General features: G+C 37.2%; 16 protein-coding genes. 13 read left to right on the forward strand and 3 right to left on the reverse strand.

The window, feature by feature from the left end:
• Positions 1-178 precede the first annotated feature (178 nt).
• Positions 179-11,404 (forward strand): DUF1542 domain-containing protein, encoded by an 11,226-nt coding sequence (locus PT278_RS06495; RefSeq protein WP_277131102.1) that lies wholly within the window; start codon positions 179-181, stop codon positions 11,402-11,404.
• A gap of 71 nt (positions 11,405-11,475) precedes the next feature.
• On the opposite strand, the gene PT278_RS06500 is transcribed toward PT278_RS06495, so the two are convergent.
• The gene (locus PT278_RS06500; protein WP_277131104.1) at positions 11,476-12,183 is read right to left on the reverse strand and encodes a Bax inhibitor-1/YccA family protein; all 708 of its coding nucleotides are present in this window, start codon (positions 12,181-12,183) and stop codon (positions 11,476-11,478) included.
• Between the two features lie 134 nt (positions 12,184-12,317).
• Here PT278_RS06500 and PT278_RS06505 point away from each other — a divergent pair, with 134 nt between their 5' ends.
• The 3 genes from PT278_RS06505 to rlmD all read left to right on the forward strand — a co-directional run bounded on the left by PT278_RS06505 (position 12,318) and on the right by rlmD (position 14,366).
• Complete coding sequence (locus PT278_RS06505; RefSeq protein ID WP_277131106.1) at positions 12,318-12,683, forward strand: type II toxin-antitoxin system RelE/ParE family toxin; 366 nt, start codon at positions 12,318-12,320, stop codon at positions 12,681-12,683.
• The gene (locus PT278_RS06510) at positions 12,673-12,939 is read left to right on the forward strand and encodes a helix-turn-helix transcriptional regulator (RefSeq protein ID WP_277131107.1); all 267 of its coding nucleotides are present in this window, start codon (positions 12,673-12,675) and stop codon (positions 12,937-12,939) included. Before PT278_RS06505 ends, PT278_RS06510 begins: the two co-directional genes overlap by 11 nt.
• A gap of 80 nt (positions 12,940-13,019) precedes the next feature.
• Positions 13,020-14,366 carry a 23S rRNA (uracil(1939)-C(5))-methyltransferase RlmD gene (gene rlmD / locus PT278_RS06515; protein WP_277131109.1) on the forward strand — a complete coding sequence of 449 codons (1,347 nt, stop codon included), beginning with the start codon at positions 13,020-13,022 and terminating at the stop codon, positions 14,364-14,366.
• A 283-nt stretch (positions 14,367-14,649) separates the two neighbouring features.
• On the opposite strand, the gene PT278_RS06520 is transcribed toward rlmD, so the two are convergent.
• Positions 14,650-14,976: a hypothetical protein gene (locus PT278_RS06520; protein ID WP_277131111.1), complete on the reverse strand. Its 327-nt coding sequence runs from the start codon at positions 14,974-14,976 to the stop codon at positions 14,650-14,652.
• Positions 14,969-15,274, reverse strand: a complete 306-nt coding sequence (locus tag PT278_RS06525) for a hypothetical protein (RefSeq protein WP_277131113.1) — start codon at positions 15,272-15,274, stop codon at positions 14,969-14,971. Before PT278_RS06525 ends, PT278_RS06520 begins: the two co-directional genes overlap by 8 nt.
• A 379-nt stretch (positions 15,275-15,653) precedes the next feature.
• Between PT278_RS06525 and PT278_RS06530 the strand changes: the two genes are divergently transcribed.
• From PT278_RS06530 to PT278_RS06570, 9 genes are all read left to right on the forward strand, one after another.
• Positions 15,654-16,643, forward strand: a complete 990-nt coding sequence (locus tag PT278_RS06530; protein WP_277131115.1) for an ABC-three component system protein — start codon at positions 15,654-15,656, stop codon at positions 16,641-16,643.
• Positions 16,630-17,067, forward strand: coding sequence for an ABC-three component system middle component 2 (locus tag PT278_RS06535; RefSeq protein WP_277131117.1), 438 nt, complete (start codon positions 16,630-16,632; stop codon positions 17,065-17,067). Before PT278_RS06530 ends, PT278_RS06535 begins: the two co-directional genes overlap by 14 nt.
• Positions 17,064-18,863: an AAA family ATPase gene (locus PT278_RS06540; RefSeq protein ID WP_277131119.1), complete on the forward strand. Its 1,800-nt coding sequence runs from the start codon at positions 17,064-17,066 to the stop codon at positions 18,861-18,863. The genes PT278_RS06535 and PT278_RS06540 overlap by 4 nt, the downstream gene beginning before the upstream one ends.
• Before the next feature lie 187 nt (positions 18,864-19,050).
• Positions 19,051-19,392, forward strand: a complete 342-nt coding sequence (locus PT278_RS06545) for a type II toxin-antitoxin system Phd/YefM family antitoxin (RefSeq protein WP_277131120.1) — start codon at positions 19,051-19,053, stop codon at positions 19,390-19,392.
• Between the two features lie 8 nt (positions 19,393-19,400).
• Positions 19,401-19,706, forward strand: a complete 306-nt coding sequence (locus PT278_RS06550; RefSeq protein ID WP_277131122.1) for an addiction module toxin RelE — start codon at positions 19,401-19,403, stop codon at positions 19,704-19,706.
• Between the two features lie 118 nt (positions 19,707-19,824).
• Positions 19,825-20,130, forward strand: a complete 306-nt coding sequence (locus PT278_RS06555; RefSeq protein ID WP_277131123.1) for a hypothetical protein — start codon at positions 19,825-19,827, stop codon at positions 20,128-20,130.
• Positions 20,131-20,168: 38 nt separating this feature from the next.
• Positions 20,169-20,441, forward strand: a complete 273-nt coding sequence (locus PT278_RS06560; protein ID WP_348636163.1) for a type II toxin-antitoxin system mRNA interferase toxin, RelE/StbE family — start codon at positions 20,169-20,171, stop codon at positions 20,439-20,441.
• Positions 20,442-20,528: 87 nt separating this feature from the next.
• A complete protein-coding gene (locus PT278_RS06565; protein ID WP_277131126.1) occupies positions 20,529-21,470 on the forward strand; it encodes a hypothetical protein in 942 nt (313 codons plus the stop codon).
• Entirely contained in the window at positions 21,454-22,188 is a 735-nt protein-coding gene (locus PT278_RS06570; protein ID WP_277131127.1) for a hypothetical protein, read from the forward strand. The genes PT278_RS06565 and PT278_RS06570 overlap by 17 nt, the downstream gene beginning before the upstream one ends.
• Positions 22,189-22,248 lie beyond the last annotated feature (60 nt).

Genomic DNA, 22,248 nt, shown 5'->3' on the forward strand with positions numbered 1-22,248 from the left:
AATTGGCTTAAAGTCAGCTTACATGTTATTTATTACACTGAGTAAAGCGCTTTAATTGACTGAGGATTTTTTAAGCTTTATGATAAATTTATAAAGTGTTTAAATATATAATTTTATATATCTATCATAGGAGCAAAAAATGTTAGGACAAAACAATTTTAAAGAGAGATTACGGAAAATGAATCTGGAATCAAAAAAGGATCGTTTTTCAATTAGAAAACTAACAATTGGTGTTGCATCGGTTTTGCTTGGCTTTACCTTCATGGGTGTTAAGGGGCAAACTGTTAAGGCTGATACATTGCAATCAGACCAAAACCAAACTGAAACTACGCAAATAGCTGCTAAAAAAGATAAAACGACGACTAAGGCCGATAAGCCTACTAATAATGACAAGTTAGCAACTTATGCTGGATTAAAATCATTTTTAAGAGATGAGCTGCCAGAAGATACTAAGACTGATACAACTGTTAAAACTCCGGAGCAGGACAACCAGACTACATCAAGTACTACTAATGAACATCAAACTGAACCTGCAAAACCCGATCAAGATAACAACCAACCTGCAGTTAAGCCAGATGAGAATGGCCACCAAGCAGATGCTAATTATGCCGCAACAGTCAATATTACAGCTGGAGATAATTCTGTAGCAGCAACTGCCACTCAGCAGCAAAAGCCGCAGGCTCAAGACTTAGTAGAAACAGCTAATTTGGCAACTACCACGGAGTCTTCGGTTAATGTTGGTTCGTGGAAAGGGCTGACTGATGCTTTTTCCAATGTTAATATTCACGAAATTAATATTATTAATAATATTAAGGCAGGAACTAGCGATGCGGACGTAGACGTTAAAACTAGAGACTTGGTAATCAAGTCTGCGGAAGACGGTCGGTATATTATTGACTTTCAAAGATATCGTCCGCGCGATAAGACATCGTCAACTAAAGTTAATATAACTTATGAAAATTTGGATATTTATAGTTGTACGTATTATGGCTTAATGCAGACCAGTAGCAATAAGCGGGCAATTGTCAACTTTAAGAACGTTAACTTCACTGGTTCACAGATGATGTATGTTGGTGAACATACAGAAATTCATTTTTATGGTACCAACACCGCTCAAACGGTCAAAACATACACTAACGTCTTTGGCACCTCAACAACACAATCAACTAGTCAGCAGCTGTTTGAGTTTACTCAAGAAGGTGGACGCTTAATTTTTGAAGATGGTACTCAATTTACGGGGACGACATACAGCGGCAATGTAGTTGAAATGTCCGGTGGTAAAACAGGTGCAGATATAATTGACGGCATTTCTTTAGCGAATAATAATCAAGTTATTGTTAAAAACGGTGCGGTTGTAACCCTAAATCCTAAGGGTGGTGCCATGCCAGACACGCCGAATACAGTTGAAAATACTAATTCGGCTAATGGGATTGTTATTTATAGTGGTCAAGGATCAGTTGATATTCAAGGTGGCGGTACTGTCAACATTAATGTCGGTGGTACGACCGATTATGCGGGCACGATTAATAACCGCAAGGCCAAAGCAATTAACTTGTCTGATAGTGGCTCAAGCTTAACGGTTGGCGATGGCGGTAATTTAAACATTGTAACTAACGGTAATATTAGTGATCGCAGTGGTAAGGGACCAGCGAATGTGTTAGTTAATATTGGCGGTAACTTAACGGTTGGTAAGGCAGCCAACTTTAATATTACTGGGAAGAATATGGGTAATTTTGCCGGAACGTTAATGAATATCGGCGGTTCGTCAGATATTACTGGTAGCAACTTCAAAATCCAGTTAACTGATAATCCAGGGACTGGCAAGCTAACGTTACTTAATCCTAGTTCGAATACGCAAATTAATAATCCTCACGACTTTTTGCTGGATACTGGGGCTAACGACGCGGCCAATATTTTGTCGACGGGTAATTTTACACTTAATAGTGTTAGGTTAAAGCAACCGGGAGCAAGTACGTCGAATGCCTTTAGAACTTTTGGCTTTAAGGGGAATAGCAATGGAACACTCTCTACGATTAGTACGGCAATTGAAGGAATTAGTCCAAGTGACGAAACAGCGGCTATTGACCTCATTAATGGTAAAGATTTGGCGGTACTTGAGTTTGTTAGTGCTAACGAGGGCTTTTTAACAATTGATCCAATTAGTGATGACGATATTATTATTGATGACGGCGATAATCAAGTAATCACTGGTTATGCGAATGAGGGCGGCGCCTATATTTCTGCCGTAATGCCGGATAATAGCCGCTTAGGAAATATAACTAGTCCGTATTATAAGGAAGCAGCACAAAATATTAAATATGCGGCTGTTTCTGCTGATAGTGCGGAAACTAGTGGGGCCCATCAAGGTAAATTCAAGTTTACGATCACTATACCTAAAGCTCAACTTGCTAGTATCACGGCCGGCAGTACGGTGACATTAACAGCGACTAAGAATTTTGTCCAAGGTGATCCGTCACTAGAAGATCCGCAAAATCCCCAATCAGCTAAATTGTATTCTGCTAGTGAAATTGCGGTTAAAAAACAAGAGGATGCAGTCAGAGCAATTAATGATGCCGCTACTGCTGCCAAGCAAAAACTGACCAATTTATTTGGTTCGGATACTGCTAAGGCACAACCATATGTTGATGCGATTAATGAGTGGGTTACTAAGTCGACAGCTAATGATCCGGCTTCAGCCGATTCTGTTTATGGGACAAGTGATAGTGCGGAAATAGTTAACCGGCGTGATACAGCGATTGCGGGAATTAATGACGAAGTAACTAAGGCTGAGGCAGCTAACGTAAATGAATTAAGGACTGCTGCTAAAAATGAATTAGCTGCGTATGCACAAAAAGCCAACCAATATTTAGGCACGACGGATGATTCTGACATTGCTGATTTGGTAAGTACTGCTAATGATGTCTTTGATGATGAAAATAGCACTAGTGATGAGATTAATACTGCACTGGCGACTGCTAAAGCTAATATTTTGGCTTCATTCAAGACCAAGGCAGAAGGCAAGATTACAACTACAACGACTACTAATACGCACAAAATTACTAGTGTCTTGGCATTGTCGTCTGAACAAAAGGAAAAATATCAGACAGAATTAGAATCTGCAGCTGATGCTGGTAAAACTGCCATTGATGCAGCTGCTGACTTGGATACAGCCGGAACAGCTTATCAAACAGCTAAGAATGATACAGATAAAGTTTATGCAACGGCCAATACGGTTTCAGACTTGCGTAAGTATAAGAATACTTTGAAACACAATTATCCAAGTTTGGCTGACCAGCTTGAGAGTGAGTCGGCAACTTACGAAGCACAAATTGATAATGGTACTAGTGATTTAGCTGCAGGTAAAGCTGCACTAGATCAAATTGTTGCTGGGCACAATACCGCTGCAGTTAGTGACTTGCAGGCAGCTTATGATGCCGCTAAGCCGCAGCTGGAAGGCAGCTCTAACCAGAAGGTGCAGGATGCGTTGACAGCTGCCCAAGATGCAATAACGGCAGTAGGTACAGCTAATAGTGAAGATGATATGACAGCTAAAAAAGAAGCTGCCCAAACTACCATTGATAAACTAAACGCATTAATTGCACTGCAAAATGAGGCTACTAGTGAAAAGGCAAAGTATGCCGCAATGTATCCAAGTAACGGCGCAGTTACTAATCAAATTAATACTGATATTGATGCCGCACTAGCAACGGGGATTGATAATGTCACAGCTGGTTCGACAACTAAAGATAATTTGGCAGAAGTGCAGACTACTGGCGTAGTTGCTATTGATCGTGTTGGTGCTAAGGCGCAACTTGGGCAAAAGGCACTGGAAATCGAAGAACAGATTAACAATTTACCAGGGTTAAGTGCTGGCGAGCGTGACGAACAGATTCAGGCCGTCAAGGATTTGATGACTAATGATGACCATACTGGTTATCAAGATCAAATTGATGCGGCAACTAGTCAAGATGCGGTTAATACGTTAACTACTGCAGGTCTGACTGCATTGAACAATTTGCTTGCAGATCAGACATTAGCGTCTGAAAGAAATAATGCCATTGCCAAGCTGCAGGCTGCCCAAACTGCCGCTAATGCACAAATTGACGCAACTGGCTTAAGTGCTGCCGACAAGGCTAAATTCAAGCAAGATATTCAGAATCAGGTCGATCAAGGAATTAGCAATATTAACACGGCAACTGCGATAGATACAATTAATGATGCGGAAGTGGCTGCCGAGAATGGTATTAATGGGATTGTTACTAACGCGAGGACGCAAAATACTGCATTGCAATCTGCTCAAGCAGCAGCAATTAGTGAACTAACGCAATATGCGCAAACTGCTAAGACAACCATTGATAATTTACCAGCAGATCAATTGAGTCCAAGTGAAAAAGAAGCTTATAAGGAACAGATCGATCAGGCTGTTACTGCAGCAACTAATGCTATTAATGCGGCCACAACTCCAACAGATGTAACTAGCGCTAAGACAATTGGTAAGACGAATATTGATTCGATTCAAGTAGCTGCTGATTTAGCCGCCGCTAAAGCCAAGGCATTAAAAGAGTTGACAACTGCTCAGACAAATAACAAGCAGGCAATTGATGATTTGTTTACAGCTGGCAAGATTGACGCTGATAAGCAAGTTGAATTAAAGGGTAAAATTGATGACTTTTACAATAATGCAGTTGAAAAAGTAACGGATGACACTACAACTAACCAAATCGTAATTGATAAGACAGCTGGCATTAATGCGATGAACGGTGTGGCGACTGATGCTACCGATACCGCTAATCAAGAATTGACGACTGCTAAAGATAATGCCCTAGATAACACAGGGAATCCAATTGGTTTGAACAATTTGGCTGCCGAGATTAAGGAGCATATTGAACAAGATAACAATTTGGGTCCTAACCAAAAGTTAGCTTATCAAGCCCAAGTTGATGCGGCTTTGAACAAGGCAAAGGCTGATGTCGCTGCGGCGAAAACAACAGATCAGGTTGCACAAGCGGCAACTAACGGCCGGGATGCAATGTTGCTGATTAAAGCCGCAGCTGATTTGAACTCAGCTCAAATTGCTGCTGAAAGAGCATTACTAGCCAAACATGATGCTGTTATTGCGGCGATTAATCAAAAGGCCAATATTGACAATGATGGTAAAGCAGCTTTAATTGCCCAAGTTGAAAGTGCATATAATGCTGCTCTAGCTAAGGTTGATAATCCTGCGCCAGCAACAATTGCTCAAGTCAATAGCGACCGTGATGCGGGGATTGATAACATGCAAAATGTGTTGATTAATGCCGGCGATTTGGACAGCTCAATCAAGGAATATCAAGATAAGCTTGACCAAGTAGCACAAGCTGCGGTAGATCGCGTCAATAAGTCGGCAATGACAGCTGATGCTAAAGAGACAGCAATTACTGCAATTAACGCTGCACGCGATCATGGTAAGGAACAGATTGCAGCTCAAGATAATTTAGCTGATATTAAAACCGCTGAAACTGCAGGTGAAGCAGCAATTTTAGAAGCAGAAAAAGAAACTAGCTTAACTGCGTCTAAGGCGGCTGCCAATCAAAAGATTGACGATGCAGTTGCCATTGCTAAGCAGCAGCTTCGTGATTCTGTTAGGGGATTATCAGCTGATGAAATAGCTGCTGCTGAAGCCGCAATTAATACTGCTGCCGCTACTGCTCATAATGCTATCAATGGTGCTACGAGTGAAGCAGCAGTTACTACTGCTGAAAACTTGGGTGAAACCGCAATTTATCAAGAAGTTGCCAAGGCTGGATTAGCTGCCAATAAGCGGCAAGCTAAGGAAGCAATTCAAGCCGCAATCGATAATGCCCAATTCAATGAAGAAGATAGACAGCGGGCTGAATCAATTCAGACAGCTGCTAATAATGCAATTGATGCGGCAACTACTTCTGCGAAAGTTGACGAGCAGAAGCAATTGGCTCTAGATGCGATTGCTAATGTTAAGACAGCAGCGGATTTGAACGATGCTAAGGATAAGGCAATTGCTGCTCTTGATAAGGAATTGAATGGTGATGGCACTCCTGAAAATCCGGGAATTTTAAACCAAATTGCTAATAATTCTAACTTAACTTCTGATGAAATAGCAAAATACCAAGATCAAGCTAGGAATGATTACACCAATGCCGTGGCTACAATTAATGGCTCTCAAGATGAGTCGTCGCTTTCAGCTAAAGAACGTGCGGGAATTTTGGCGATTGACCAAGCCTTAGTCGATGCAACTTTGCAAGGCAAAAAGAATGCAGCTAATAGTGAATTGGATCAAGCTGCTAAAGATGCGGATGCAGCGATTGACCAATTAAACTTGGACCAAACCAAGAAGGATAACCTACATAGTCTAGTTGCTAGTGAATTGGAAAAAGCTAAGAATAAGGTTAATGCCGCAACTGATGAAGTCGGAATTAATGCCGCTGTAACTGAAGGAAAAGCCGCAATTAATAATATTGGTAGCAACGCTACTGATGAGGAGTTGACCCAAGCTGCAACTAATGCCAAGAATAATTTGCAAAGTCAAGCAGCTGATGTAAAGGCGCAAATTGCTAAGTCATATCAAGATGGAAAGCTAGATCAAGATCAATATAATGACTTGAATGAGCAGGTTCAAACTGCCCTAGATAATGCAATTACGGCAATTAATCGGGCTAATAATCCAGCTGAAGTTACCCAAGCTGCAGCTACTGGTGCCACAAACATTGCCGCAGTTGCTTCTGCTAAAGATGTAGAAGAGACCTTGAATACAAATTTGGCAGCTTTACAAGCTGCTGCAGATCAGGCAACTCAGGCAATTGACGCATCATCGGCAACTTCTGAACAAAAAGAGCAGATGAAAGCAGTAATTGAGGCTGAGCGAGTTAAGGCTGCAGACAAAATAAAGGAGGCCAAAGAAACTTCAGACCCAATTACCAATATGGCAGCAGCTAAAGATCAAGGAATAACAACAATTGCCAATATTTCTCAACTTTATGATGAGAAAGATACCGCGATTAAAGATTTGAAGCAAAAAGCGGCCGCAGCTAAAGCCCAAATCGCCGCAGCTGCTAATAATCCAGCTGCTGCCGCAAGTCCATACTTAAGTGTGAGTGAAGTTGCCGCAGCTAACGCGGCTGTTGATGCTGCCCTAAGTGATGCTATTTCTGCAATTAATGCCGCATCAGACCAAGCTGGAATTACTGCAGCACAAACGGCTGGCGAGACAGCAATTACTAATTCAACTTTGCCGGCACAATTAACTGCTGAGAAGAATAAGCAAATTGCCGCGATTAATGCTTATGCTGCTGGACCAAATGGCAAGGGTGCAATAGAAGCTTCTAACTTAACTGCTGAGCAAAAGGCAATGCTGGAAGCGCAAATTGAGGCCGCAAGAAAGAAGGCTGTGGACAAGATTAATAATGTTCAATTGCCTGCTAACCCGCTGCCAGATGATTTGACGACGGCAACAACTGCTATTTCTGATGCTGAAAAAGGAACAGTGCAAGATGGCGCAGCTGACTTTGGTGAAGCAGGAATTGCCGCGATTGTTAGTGCAGCTAAAGATCAAGAAACATTGAATTATAAGGCTAATAAGATTGCAGATTTAGAGCAATACGCCACAGATGCAAAATACAAGATTGAACAATCTGGCTTGCCAGCAGACAAGCAGCAGGAACAAAAAGTCCTGATTGATGCTGCATTTGATACTGCTAAGGCAAAGATCACGGCAGCAGCTGATGCAAATGCAGTTGATGCTGAATTGAGTACAGGTAAGGGCAACATTGATGAAGTTGTTACGGCTGCTCAACTTGCTGGTCAAAAGAGTGTAGCCCTTGATGCTATTAAAGATGAGCAAGCCAAGGCAATTGCAATTGTTAATAAGTCGAGTTTGACATCAGAGCAAAAGCAAGCTGCAATTGCAGATATTAATAGTTCTTATGATGGCGCTAAGGCGTCAGTTGAAGCCGCAACTGATGATACTGCTCTTGATAGTGCTAAGGCAGATGGTATTGATAAGATTAAGTCGGTTTTAAACGAAGGAAATAATCATCCTCATTTTGCTAATGAAATTGATAATACTAAGGATTTGGCAACTGATTATCATAATTTGGCATTAACTGATGAGGAAAAGGCGCAGTACAGTTCTTTAATTACAGAAGTGGAAAATGGAATTAGCGATCTTGATACTGCGGCTGATCTTGGTTCAGCAGTTGAAGCTTATGATCGCGGCAGAACTGCTTTGAATAAGCTAATTGCCGATAAACAAATTAATGATGCAGCTAAGGCAGCAAAAGACAAGATCGATCAAATTCCGGATGACGTTTTAAGCAAGACAGATAAGGCAAACTTGAAAGAGCAAGTTGATGCTGCTGCCAAGAAGACGACGAATGCCATTAATGAAGTTGTTGAGCCGAATGGAGATGTTAGCGCTAAGGCTGAAAAGATTAATGAAATTATGACGGCTGGTATGAGTGATATTAATGCTTATGATACTCAAGCATTAACTCATTCTCAAACTGCTGCCAAGGATAAGTTGGACCAAGAAGCAAATACTGCTAATACAGCAATTGATAATTCAAGTTTGACAGATGAGCAAAAGGCAGAACAAAAGCAAAAAGTCCAGGCTGCCTTGACTGCTGCCAAAGAGGAAGTGGATAATGCAACTGATCAAAATGGAGTTAATACCGCTTTGACAGATGGCAAGCAAGACATCGATGATGTTTCAAAGACTATAGAACTTTTACTTGATAAGAATCAAGCTATTCAAGATCTGCAAAATGCCGCAGATGAAGCAACGACTTTGATTGATAGTTCTAACTTATCTGATGAGGAGAAAACCACAGAAAAAGGTAACATTATTGCTGCTGTAAGTGATGCTCAGGCCAAAATTAACCAAGCTACAACTAGTGATGATATTCAAACTGCCTTAACAGATGGTAAGGAATACATTGGTCAAATAGTTGCTGATGTTAACTTGGAACATGCTAAAAATGAAGCCAAACAAGACTTGGCAACAGCGGCTGATAATGCTAATGAAGCTATTGATAATTCAAGTTTGACGGATGAGCAAAAGGTAGAACAGAAGGAGAAAGTCCAAGCTGCTTTGACTGCTGCTCAAGGGAAGGTAGATGAAGTCACTGACCAAGCTGAGATTAGTGCAGTTGTAACAGATGGCAAGGCAAAGATTAACGAAATAATTGCCGATGTTGATTTACAACAAGCTAAGAATGAAGCCAAGCAAGAGTTAGCTGCCGCAGCTGATGCTGCCAATACAGCAATTGATAATTCAAGTTTGACAGATGAACAAAAGGCAGAACAGAAGCAAAAAGTGCAAGCTGCTTTGACTGTTGCTCAAGGCAAGGTAGACGCTGCAACTAATAGTACAGATGTTGCAACTGAATTGGCTAACGGTAAGACAGCAATTAATGACGTAACAGCTAATACATCACTTCTTGATGTTCAAAACAAGGCTAAACAGGAATTACAGTTAGCAGCTGATGCTGCCAATACGGCAATCGATAATTCAAGTTTGACAGATGAACAAAAGGCAGAACAGAAGCAAAAAGTACAAGCTGCGTTGACAGCTGCTCAAGGCAAGGTTGATGAAGCCACTGACCAAGCTGGAATTAGTACAGCTGTAACAGACGGTAAGGCAAAGATTGACGAAATAGTAACCGATATCAACTTACAACATGCTAAGAATGAAGCCAAACAAGACTTGGCTGCCGCAGCTGATGCTGCCAATACGGCAATTGATAATTCAAGTTTGACAGATGAGCAAAAAGAAGCACAGAAGCAAAAAGTGCAAGCTGCTTTGACTGCTGCTCAAGGTAAAGTAGATGAAGCCACTGACCAAGCTGGGATTAGTGCAGCTGTAACAGACGGCAAGGCAAAGATTGATGATGTTTCCAAGGATACAGAAATCTTACTTGATAAGAACCAAGCTATCAGTGATTTACAAGATGCCATAGATCAAGCCAATAATGCAATTGAACAGTCAGGCTTGTCTACGCAAGAAAAGACAGAACAAAAGCAAAAGCTGGAGGAGATTTTAACAACAGCTAAGGATAGGATTAACCACGCAACTGATGCAGCTGGTGTCACAAGTGAATTGACTAATGGCAAAGCTTTGCTTACTGCTAGACAGGATGCGATTAATAAGATTGACCATGCCTATACAACCGCTAAGGACAAATTGACGACAGGTCAAATTAGTCCAACTCAACTAGCCGCTGCTAAGCAAAAAGTACTGGCTAACTTGAATGACACTGCAACTAGTGATGATATTAATAATAACTTGGTTAGCTGGCTGCGTGACATTGCTACGGCAGCTGTTCAAGATACGGCAAATGCGGCAAATCAGGCAATTGATAGTAATCCTGCCTATAGTCAGACTGACAAGACTAAACTTAAGGCCAAGGTTAATGAACTGCTAAACGAAGCAATCAAGGATCAGGGTGCAATTAGCTCGGCAACAGATCATGAAAGTGTAATTGCTGAACGTGATAAGGCAATCGATGAAATTATCAAGCATTACACTGATAAGTCAACAATTAATCATGTTTTGCATGATAGTGACAGCAGCAGTTCAATTTCAGCGCTGACGCCAACTTTACCGGCTAATGATGTGTCAGCTAAAGAACAAACTTTACTACATAATGCTTATATTTATGATGCAAGCGGCAAGCGGGCTAATAAGTTGGTTCTAAAAGCTGGCTCAAAGGTCAAGACTTATGGCACTAAGGAAATCGCTGGTCAAACTTATTTGATTTTACACAGTCAAGGTCAAGAATATTACCTAATTGACACCAATGTCACTGGTAAATCGGCTAAGTTGAACCATAATGCTTATGTTTATAATCGTGTTGGCAAGCGCATTGGTAACAAGGCGCTTCTTAAGAAGAGCAAGGCAATTACAATTTATGGCAGTCCAGTTAAGATTGCCGGTAAAATGTACTACATTATTGGTGCTGGCGAATATATCAAGGCTGCTAATGTCAATACCGCAACGGATGCTGAGCCATCAGGTCAGCCAGCAACTTTAGGACCTAATGAACAACCGTTAATGCATAATGCTTATTTGTATAATGAGCATGGTGAACGCGTCGGTAAAGTGGTTCTAACCGATAATTCAATTGTTGAAGTTAGTGGAACTACCGTTATTAATGGCCGTGAGTTTACTAAGTTGACCAACGGCTATTATGTAGCTTCTGCTAACATAACTGGTATTGAGCAAGAGTTGGTTCACAATGCCGCTATTTACAACCGATCAGGTAAGCAAATTGGCAACAAGCTTATTGCTAAGGGCAAGCAGGTCACTGTTTATGGTGATCCAGTTACAATTAAGGGAAACCAGTATTACATTATTGGTCGCAACCAATATTTGCAGGTCAATAATTTTTAATAAAATTATTTAGACCTAACAAAAAACGCTAAGCTGAAAAGCCTAGCGTTTTTGCTTGCAAAATTATGCTGTTAATTATTGTTGTTGCCGTATCCGAAAATCTCAAGGATAAACAGAAAAATGTTAATGAAGTCCAAGTAGAGCTGTAAGGCGCCTAAGATTGCCAAACCATTAGTTGAAACCTGATTGCCATAATTGTTGTAAATCATCTTCATCTTGTTGGCATCACTGGCAACTAAGCCGGTAAAGATAATCACGCCAATAAAGGAAAAGATGTAGGTAATCGTTGGGTTGTGCAAAAACATGTTAACAATCCAAGCGATGAAAAAGCCGAATAGAGCGGCGCTGAAGTAAGAACCCCAGTTAGTTAAATCCTTCTTGGTAAAAGTCCCAAAAGCAGCCATCGCAATGAAGACCGCACTTGAAGAAACAAACGCGGTTGTGAGCTGGGTTCCCGTGTAAAAGCCAGCAATTAGGGCAAATTCGAAGCCATAAATGACTGCTAAAATCATCAACATAATGAAGCTAGCAGCAGGATTGCGGTTGGCCTTAAAGCTGATCCCCATTGATAAGGCGAAAGGCACCAGCAGGATGAGCCACATCATTGCGACCGGCATTTGCATGACGGCACTTCTGAAGACAGTCATTGTTAAGTAAGAAGTAAGGGCGGAAACCAACACTGCGATACCCATTAATGCGTACATTTTGGTTAAAAAACTGTTGGTATCAGAAATGCTGCGGATTTGCCGCCGTTCTTGATTAGTATCAAAATTATTCATTTAATGACATCCTTTCTTTTTATTAGATGTTAGATAATACGGTAACACATTTGGTGTAGAGAGTGAAGAAATAGGGAAAATTTGTTTAATATTATATAAGTGAATTTACAATGCATTAATGATATAATTAGACTATGAAAAATCCAGAATTTGAATCATATCAGAGACCTAATGGTCACGATGAATTTGTCGAATGGCTAGATAAATTATCTATTAAAGATCAGCAAAAACTATTACAGGTAATCACGGATACAGAAGAACAGGGGCTGCTCGTTGCTCAAAGGATGAATTGGGTGAAAAAAGTTGGCGTCACTAGGAATTTATATGAATTACGAAGTAAAGTAGGAAAAAACATTCAGAGAGCACTATATTTTCATGTTGAAGATGAACGATATGTTATTACTCATGGTTTTACCAAAAAAACTCAGAAAACTCCTATTTTTGAAATTAAACATGCGATTAGTTTAAGAAAGGAATGGTATGAACAAAATGAAAATTGACGATATTTTAAAACAAAAATTAAAAGATCCTGAATTTGCAGAAGGCTATTATTCTGAAAAAGAGCGCTCTGCAAGCGCAATTGCACTATATTATGCAAGAGAAGATGCAGGATTGACACAAGCAGATTTGGCGGAACGGGCTGGTGTTCCGCAATCAACAATCGCAAGGATTGAGAGCGGCGGTAATGTAACTTTTGATAAATTAGCTAAGATTGCTCATGCAATGGGTAAAACTATTAAAGTGGAATTTTTATAGGAATTCTTTTTGACAATACTTTTCTCGCATTTTCCTGTAAAATAGAAATGTTAAACAGTGTTTGTAAAAAAGGACGAAAGATGGAAAAAAATCAAATTATCGACTTAGAAATCACCGACTTGTCTTATGAGGCAATGGGAGTAGCGCATTATGAAGGCATGACGATTTTCGTTACCAATGCGCTGCCGGGTGAAACAGTCAGTGCTAAAATTTTAAAGGTCAAGAAGCGGTTTGCTTTTGCTAAAATCGAAAAGATTATTAAGGAAAGTCCCGACCGAGTAAATATTGAGCTTAATCAATGGGTGCAAACAGGCCTGGCATCGCTAGCACACATTAAGTATGACAAGCAGCTGGAATTTAAGCGCAATCAGGTCGTTAACTTACTGCAAAAGGCGCACTTAGATAATGTGGAAGTTGGTCAGACTTTGCCAAGCCCAGAAGAAACAGGTTATCGTAATAAGGCGCAAGTGCCAGTGCGAACAGTCAATGGCCAATTGGAGATTGGCTTTTTCAGACGGCATTCACACGATTTGGTGCCATTGACGAATTTCTTTACGACTGATCCCGAGATTGACCGCGTCTTAGTTGCCGTGCGTGACATTTTACGTGCCAGCAAGGTGCCAGCTTATGATGAAATTCATAATAAAGGCGAGGTACGTTATCTTGATGTGCGCCGCAGCAAGGCTAATGGCGAAATCATGGTCATCTTGGTTTGTCTGCACAAGGATTTCCCACAATTAGAAAAAATTGCCACAGAAATCAAGAAGATTGAGGGTGTTACAAGCTTAGTATTGAATTATAACCCGAAGAAGACCAATGTTATTTTGGGTAAAGCTGACTACTTAATCTTTGGTAAGCCGCAGATTGTTGACCAAATTGGCGATGTTAAGTTCAGAATTTCGCCGGAGAGTTTCTTCCAAATTAACTCGCTGCAAACGCCAAGATTGTATGACTTGGCAATTAAACAAGCTGACTTAAAGGAAACAGATACGGTGATTGATGCTTATTCTGGTATCGGAACAATTGGTTTGAGCGTTGCTAAGCACGTCAAGAGTGTGCGCGGAATTGAAGTTGTGCGGGATGCCGTCAAGGATGCCAATGATAATGCCGAAATGAACGACATTCACAATGCCAAGTACTTTGTGGGCAAGGCCGAAGAGTTGATGCCGCGTTGGGCTGACAAGGGTATTACCAGCGATGTGATTTTCGTTGATCCGCCAAGAAAAGGTCTAACCCCAGAATTTATTGCCGGCGCAGTTAAGACTGGCCCGAAGAAGATTGTTTATATCTCCTGTAATCCCGCCACGCTTGTGCGCGACCTGCAGGAATTCCAAAAGCTTGGTTACGACTTCAACCGGATTGATCCCGTTGACATGTTCCCACAAACGCCACATGTCGAAGCTGTAGCGGTGTTGACAAGAAAATAAGTTAAGTCGTGTTAGACTAGGATTGATTAAAATCAAAAATGTATCTTTTTTGAAGAGTAATTCAAAAGAGATACATTTTTTGTTTGAGTCTTAAAAAGGGCAAAGTATTGATAACAAAAGAAAATAATAACAAGGTAAAGATTATCAACTTGTAAATTTTACTTGGCTGTGATTTCTTGGAAATAGGGTGTAAAAAGAATCGTTCAAATCTTGATAATAACTAGAGTGTCTAATATGCCATGATCGCTGAAAGCAGGGTGTAATGAATGGGCTAGTGAAAAACTTATTTATCTAAACTCTCTAAGCTGTAATAGAGATCTTTGTAGTGCTTTGGATCTATGTCAGACAGTTTGTTTGCTCCAAATTTCTTAAATAATTCCTTGATTTCTTGAGTGAGCCCCTTACTGGTCTGCTTTGCAAGCATGTAACGGACAGCTTCCAGGTCAGCTTTAATATTATGCTTATTTTTTTCGGGAATAATGATCATTTGTTTTGATTCACAATCAATCTTAGAAATAGTCTCGCTTAAAGTGCGGGTAGAATCTTCTAGGCGAATGATGTCTTCATGAAATTCACGCAATTTTTCAATGTATTCTTTAGTTTTACTCATTATTGGAAATCTCCTTGATTTGATAAATATTAAAATAAGTTGAAGTTGTTTCTATGGATGAACGATCAGCGATTTCATTGATAGAGGTGGTATTTGAATCTGTATCTTGAAAGGCAAAAAACTGATCCTGGTGACGGACATATCGATGATCAGAATTATATTGGTCATTATATGTATCCAAGATGATGTCAACGATGTCTTTGGTAACAGTGATTATTTTTCCAGTAGTTTTGACTTTAACGACAATTTCATCATTGCTTTCAAAGATAAACTTGTAGTCTGGGTTTTTGAAAAACATAAAAATTCCTTTTTTTGAATATCCCAAGCAAAGAAATCGAAGGTATGTAAAAAGCCACTAATAGGACAAGTTAAACAGACCTAAACAATAAAAATTGCTTGGGTACTGTAACGTTGCTTTACTAGTGGCTGGGTTACAGAAAATTATTAAATTGGTACATGCTAGTAAAAGTTGTTGATCAGACAACACATGCTGAACAGCTAAAAAGTGTGCATACATTAATTTTTAATAGACGTAAGTGTCTTAAAATTGATATAATAAATTAAATACATGTTTTTTTAGCTGCTATATTAATACTAGCAATTTAATGAATTCAGTTCTGCTACGTAATGGTATGAAATGCTAAGCAATGATATTTTTATAGAGGAGTATCTAGCAAATGAGGTTTAATGAATTAGCACCATTGGTTCTTCCTTTCTTTGATTCAGAAATCAGCACGTCAAAAGCTAGAACAGCACGTCAGATGTTTTGTTTAATTACGGACTATAAATCAGATACAGATAGTCCTTTTTATGATTTTGCGGATGAAACCTTTAGATCGTATTTTAATAATGGGAACATCAGAAGGATTTCAAAACTTATTTATAGAAACTTAGATGAACTAAAGTTTAGAAATTTTATTGATGATGCCTCAGGTGATGCCCGTGGAAGGTTAGCTAAACAAATAAAAGCTGGAAATTATACTAAAGGAGTTCGTGTAGACCGTAATACAGTTGCTAAAGTATGTACCGACTTATTTGTTGAATCGATTAATGAAGCTACTGGACAAAAAAGCAAAAAAAGCTCCTTAAAGAATGAGAAGCAAAAATTTGATGTTCGCAGTGGTGCACATCAATTCATTGAATATGAAAATAATAAAAATGTAATTGTTGTGGATGGGACCACATACAAAATCTCTCCGCATTTACAAAGTAATGTATCAGAAAAATCAGAAGGCTTACTATATAGTAATGCTCTTTTTGAGGCATATTCTGAAAAATTACAAGAGAGTATCAATGCTGATAATGTTGATTCAAGTGATTATGCAAAGCACTATAGGAGTCAGCAAAGGTTTTTCAATGAAGCTGCATGGTATGAACACTCTTTAAGGGATAATGTACTTGATTTTGATAATCAGTATGAACTATTAAAGCAAGATATTTATGATGGAATAGAACCTGTTTATAGTGACGAGGATCTTGGAACAAATGGCCTTAAGAGACTTAAGGAAGTTCATAAACAGGTGGTTCTTATACAGTTAGATCGCTCGAACTTAAAGAATATTGACAATATTCTTGGAAATGATACGAAGAAAGGATTGTGCCATGTACTGGTAAATGATAAGAAGATCAAGTCATGGGTTAACGTAGATTACGATGAAATTATTTAATGGAAAATTTGAAATGGCCTTAAGAGTAATGTTGGTTCTTGAAGTACTTAATGAAGCCACAGAAAACGATATTTCAGCTTTTGATCTAGTGGCTACTTATGGTAAATCCTTTGGGGTTGCAAAGAATAATTTGCATGGGACTAACCAATTTGCCTTCTCAGAAATTGCCACACGAAAACAAATGATTAGAATAGGTATTGCTTATTTACGCTTGCATAATTTGGTAGAAGAAGTTTATGATTCTGATCGCGGATACATATATAGACTTACAAAAAGCGGTAAACAAACTATTAAAAAAGTAGACGATGACTATTCAAATGAGTATCAAAGCGTACTCCATAAAGCAGTTTCAAAATCACATGGGATTGATCATAATGAGTTATTTACTATGGTAAATCGCTACTTAATGAAGGAATTGAGGTGAGAAACTTGTCCCTATTTATAAAGTCAGTTAGAGTTCAAGGCTTCGAAGTTGAAGATGCGGTGGTTAATTTTGAAAATGGCTTTAATCTAATTGAAGGGCATTCAAATCATGGTAAAACAATGATTGTGCAGTTTATTGAATACGCTTTCGGTGGGAGAAATGGAAAAGATTCGCTAACCTTAAATATTGATACTACTAGATATAACACCGTAATAGTTACGCTTGAAACTGATCAAGGTGAGATTAGTCTATCCAGAAACCTAAAGAAAAATAAAAACACAGTTCGAGTTGTAAGTAAAGATAGTCGGTTGCTTAGCGGCGAATATACATCAAGTAGCAGCAACGATAAAAAAATGAATATTGGGATTGCATTACTTCAATTAATTAATGTGCCAACTGATCTGATTCTACCTAAAAACAAAAAATGTGATCCTGGACATGTTTCATTTAATGTTTTAAAACCATTGTGGTTACTAAATGAAAATGATATGCCGAAGGCAGAATCGGTTTTAATTCCCTCTAGCGGGTCAGGATTATTTCTTAGCTCATTATTGTATTTATTAAAGGGTGAGCGGATAAAAACCTATGACTGGTCAGCAGTTGAAAAAAGAAGAGCGGTTCGTGATTATATTTCGGTACAAGTTGAGAAAGTTGTAAGTAAGAAAAATCATCTAAATATTAGCAATAGTAAAAGTGAGACTGAACTACAAATTGAGCTTGATAATTTAACAAAGCAATTGAATGAAATGTCAGGAATGGTTACTGAAAAGGTGAACCAAAGTAAAGAATATTTCAGGCAAATGAGGGATGTTAACAATGAGTTAATGACAAGCGATACAACTCTATCCCGTTATAATTCTTTGAAGGAACAGTATGCTTCCGATATTAAACGTTTAAGTTTTATTGCTGATGGTGAGGTGGCTTTTAGAAATATTGAAGAACCATTACTTTGTCCAGTATGTGGACAACCAGTGCCAAATAATGAGAAAGATGACGGCCATATTGAAGCAGCAAAGGTAGAGTTATCCAGAACGATTTCATTGTTAGCTGACTTGAATCAAGCAATTAAAGATATTACTGAAAATGAATCATCTCTAAAAGCACAATATTTAGATTTGGAAAGTAACTATAAAAATATTCAAACAGAACTAAGTGAAACACTTTATCCGCGATTGAATGAAATTAAAGAAGCTGAGAGATCGTATCGTGAGCAAGTTGAGAGTATCTCTCAAAGTAGAATTTTAGATAATTTACTAGATGATTGGACTTCAAGAATTAACGAACTCAATGCAGAGGGAATTCCTGAGAGTAATATAAAGTTCAACCCTAAGAATGAATTAGGAGATGAATTTTATGATTCAATGGGCAAAATCCTAAATGACTTTCTTGAAATTGGCAATTATCCTAGGCATCATGTTGCTACATTTGGAAATGCTTCGTTTGACATAATGATTAATGGTAAGAAAAAAGCTGTTAGTCATGGAAAGGGTTTCAGATCGTACTTAAATTCAATAACCTTTATGGCTTTGAGTGAATATGTAAATAAGAATGCTTTGTTTAAACCAGGATTTTTAATTATTGATACTCCTTTAGAAGGGCTATCAGAAAAGGATAGCGACCATCCAGACGATAGTATGAGATATGGAATTTTTGAGCTCTTTAAGAAGCTAGGTAACAATTATCAAACAATTGTTGTAGAAAACCCCGATCATTTACCAAAAGATTTCGATTTCAAAAAAGGGAATATAAATGTCATTAGCTATGAAAATGATGAGGGTTTCTTAAAGAAAGTCTAGGTATTCGATATTTGTGGACTACTGATTATTTTGCAAATTAGATTGTTGTTTATAATAATCTAAGACATAAAAAATAGAATTAAAGAGTGCTATAGGAGTAAAAATTTTTATAGCATTTTTTACTATCTGAGCGTTTATTTTTCGTGTTATACTTAGTGCTATAAATAGTACCAAGAAGGGATGGATAATGATGTTAGCCAAAAAAATAAATGTACCTTTAACTTCGATTTCTGATGTCAAAAAGGCACCAATGAAGGCTTTTTCATTGTCAAAAGACAATCAGGTACCAGTCTATGTGCTAAATAATAATAAAAAAGTTGGTGTCATGCTGGATATTGACCAATATAACAAAATTATTGATCTAGTTGAAAAGGCTGGACAGATTGTTGATAATGCGGCTGAAGAAAAATATCAGGAAAAGATCGCTCAACGTTTGGCGAAAAATAATGAACAACATTTATCTGATGAAGACGTTCTTGGCAAAGATTGGGAGCAAGGTCTAGAACAACTTTCAGATGAATGGGAGTAATCTTAGGAATGTATCAATTATCTTGGTTTAAAAAAGCAGCTGAAGAATATCGCAAACTTGACGGTTCACAAAAAATTCAAGTTAAAAAAGGTTTAGTTAAAATTAAAGAGCGAGGTTTACAAGCTGGCAAACCACTCACAAAGAAGAAATATGATTTATCAATGTGTCGAGAAATAAAAATGCGTCGACTTGGCTTGAGGATTATCTTTAAAGAAAGTAATAAGTCAATTCAAATCATCGATATTGTTTGTGTTGGTAAACGGTCGGATGAGGAAGTATTTGAGACAGCAGCTAAACTATTAGGATTACTCTAAAAGTAAAGATGATTGCATATGTACTTTGTAAAAATTGCTAAAAGCTTGCTAATTGATTTAATTTGATGGCAATATGCTGATAATTAGTGATAAAATGATATTAAAAGAAGGTGGAATTATGGCAACAGTACAAATTGGCGTTAGATTAAGTGAAAAAGAAAAAAATGAATTTGAAAATAATGCAAAAGCAATAGGATTAACAGCATCGGCAGCTCTAAAAGTTTTTATTGCTAAGTTTAATCATGATAAGGGCTTTAGTTATCCAATTACGGCAGAAGATAATTTAAACTCTGCAGATAGATTACCTAAAGAAGTAGAAAATGCAATGATTATTGCTAAAGCAGAAGAATTAGGATTGATTGATGATACTAGTGAATCTGTTACAAGTATTGAGGATTTGCGTAAACGCTGGGAAAATAAATGAAGTATGAAGTTCGACTTGAGAAAAGATTTGTTAAGCGAATGGATGACCTACAGAGTATTTTCAAATTGACACATTCAGAAGCTGTTGAAGTTAGAAATACAATAATTGATGCGATTGAAATGTTAAGTGAAAATCAGATTTTACCGGTTGAATTTGATGATCATATTTTACAAAGAGAACCTTGGCGTGATTTTCATGAATTTCATGTTTTGTCAGATTTACTGGTAGTTTATTATAAAATCGATCGCAAGCGGCGTATTAGAATGGTGACTATTACTAACCATTCAGAACTGTCTGCAGGATATTTATAGAGATGCTAATCTAGATTATAATAATTTAGGTTAGTATTTTTTATTTGGTAAAAAATATAAGATATTAATTTAGAATTTGGAGTAAGAATGAAATATTTTATTAGATTTATAAAAAGTAACTATATATTAATTTGCTCAATAATTTCATTGATTATTGGGCTTTTATTATTTTATAAAATTTCCCCTAAAATTGGGATGATTCAAGTTGGTATCTTATTAATGAGCATAGTATTACAAATCCCATTATTTCGAGTAATTATCGAAAAGTTGAACTTTACTTGTTATGGATTACTTGTATTATCATCAATAATTTCTGTTAGGCTATTAGCTAATAATATAGCAAATTATATAATCATGTCTTTAGCTTTATATTGTTCATTAGTGATTTGCCCATTATTCATTACATTTGGTATTATCAAATTGTATGAGCATGTTATAAATTCTAATAATAAATATTATTTTAATGATGATAATAGTAGAAGAGAGCCATATTCAGCATCAATTGAGTACCTTTCAAGAAATTACAAAAGTAAATTAGATTCTGTATTTATTACGGATAATGAAAGGAAATGGTTAAATAAATTTAGAAAAAACTTTTTTGATAGAACTCAACCAAAGAGAATATTACTTTTTTCAGAAGTTGACAAAGCAAAAGAGGTAAAATTAGATAAGCTAATTAAGTTAAGAGAATTATTGTCATATGAAAATAATAAAAAAGGAGTAATTTCTTTTTTATTTGAGCTGAAATCATATTTAAACGGATTAATATCTTATGTATTAAGCTATATAGTAACACCTATTGTTAGTTATGCATTAAATTATATTGTTAAGATACTAAAACATATTTCTTTTAAAGCAGAAAATGTTTTGGCTACTTATGTTATTTATTTTCTTATTTGTATTCTTATTGTGTTTATTAAAAGATATATTTTGTCGAAATTAGAGAGTGATCTCATTAATTTTTTGATTGGAATTATTAATTCTGCTATTGAAATAAAAAATAAGGATAATTATGAAGGCAATAAATAAAAAGAATCAAGTGCGAAAAATATTGTTAATGCCAATAGAAGTGATATCACATAGTAATTTTATTTGTAAGTATCAAAACAAAATTTATTCAGGTCAGAGCTATAGTTCTGGCTTTGATCCTGATATGTCTGATTTTGCTGTGGGCTTTTATGAAATTTTGTATAAAAATATTATTCCTGAAAATCATCTATTAACTAGTAATGGGCAATTAATAAATGAAAATTTTGATGGTGATACAATGAATAGCTTTAAATATATTGCTAATCAAATTATTGAGGAGAAAAACAAATTAGGGGAATTAGAAAATAACTGGCAGAAATATTTGTTAAACTACTATAATAATTATCACTGTTTGGCTAATTTTTGGCTTGTTCCTATGAAAGTAGGTAGAACAATTACTCGATATTCTAAAGGAAATAGACGTTATCAGGATTATATGGATCAGTATTTGAATTATCTTTATGAAAATTGGGATACTTTAAAGAGAGAAGAATATTTTGACCAATTTACTAGTTGGCAAGATTTTGTTAATCAGCATTTTCTTTATAAAAGTTATATAAAAGAAAATTATCAAGTTAATAATTACAGCTCTAGTAAAAATCCTGAAGAAATTATTTTTAGAATGACAAAGATGATTGAAGAAAGAGCAGAAAGTATTGCTAGTTCTAATTTTTGCGAGGAATTGTATGCCTACTTTGAAAAGTGTGGATTAATTTAAATTAGTTATTAGTTATGACTAAATAATAAGGATCGGCTAGGTTGGTCTATAATAGTAAGG

Origin of the sequence: Lactobacillus sp. ESL0703, assembly GCF_029433435.1 — a bacterium.
In the GTDB taxonomy this organism is placed as follows: domain Bacteria; phylum Bacillota; class Bacilli; order Lactobacillales; family Lactobacillaceae; genus Lactobacillus.

Coding starts and splice junctions, on each gene's coding strand:
- PT278_RS06560 (WP_348636163.1), top strand. CDS start 20,169: ATGGATGACCTACAGAGTATTTTCAAATTGACACATTCAGAAGCTGTT.
- PT278_RS06550 (WP_277131122.1), top strand. CDS start 19,401: ATGTATCAATTATCTTGGTTTAAAAAAGCAGCTGAAGAATATCGCAAA.
- PT278_RS06535 (WP_277131117.1), top strand. CDS start 16,630: ATGAAATTATTTAATGGAAAATTTGAAATGGCCTTAAGAGTAATGTTG.
- PT278_RS06555 (WP_277131123.1), top strand. CDS start 19,825: ATGGCAACAGTACAAATTGGCGTTAGATTAAGTGAAAAAGAAAAAAAT.
- rlmD (WP_277131109.1), top strand. CDS start 13,020: ATGGAAAAAAATCAAATTATCGACTTAGAAATCACCGACTTGTCTTAT.
- PT278_RS06530 (WP_277131115.1), top strand. CDS start 15,654: ATGAGGTTTAATGAATTAGCACCATTGGTTCTTCCTTTCTTTGATTCA.
- PT278_RS06510 (WP_277131107.1), top strand. CDS start 12,673: ATGAAAATTGACGATATTTTAAAACAAAAATTAAAAGATCCTGAATTT.
- PT278_RS06520 (WP_277131111.1), bottom strand. CDS start 14,976: ATGAGTAAAACTAAAGAATACATTGAAAAATTGCGTGAATTTCATGAA.
- PT278_RS06525 (WP_277131113.1), bottom strand. CDS start 15,274: ATGTTTTTCAAAAACCCAGACTACAAGTTTATCTTTGAAAGCAATGAT.
- PT278_RS06570 (WP_277131127.1), top strand. CDS start 21,454: ATGAAGGCAATAAATAAAAAGAATCAAGTGCGAAAAATATTGTTAATG.
- PT278_RS06545 (WP_277131120.1), top strand. CDS start 19,051: ATGATGTTAGCCAAAAAAATAAATGTACCTTTAACTTCGATTTCTGAT.
- PT278_RS06565 (WP_277131126.1), top strand. CDS start 20,529: ATGAAATATTTTATTAGATTTATAAAAAGTAACTATATATTAATTTGC.
- PT278_RS06505 (WP_277131106.1), top strand. CDS start 12,318: ATGAAAAATCCAGAATTTGAATCATATCAGAGACCTAATGGTCACGAT.
- PT278_RS06500 (WP_277131104.1), bottom strand. CDS start 12,183: ATGAATAATTTTGATACTAATCAAGAACGGCGGCAAATCCGCAGCATT.
- PT278_RS06495 (WP_277131102.1), top strand. CDS start 179: ATGAATCTGGAATCAAAAAAGGATCGTTTTTCAATTAGAAAACTAACA.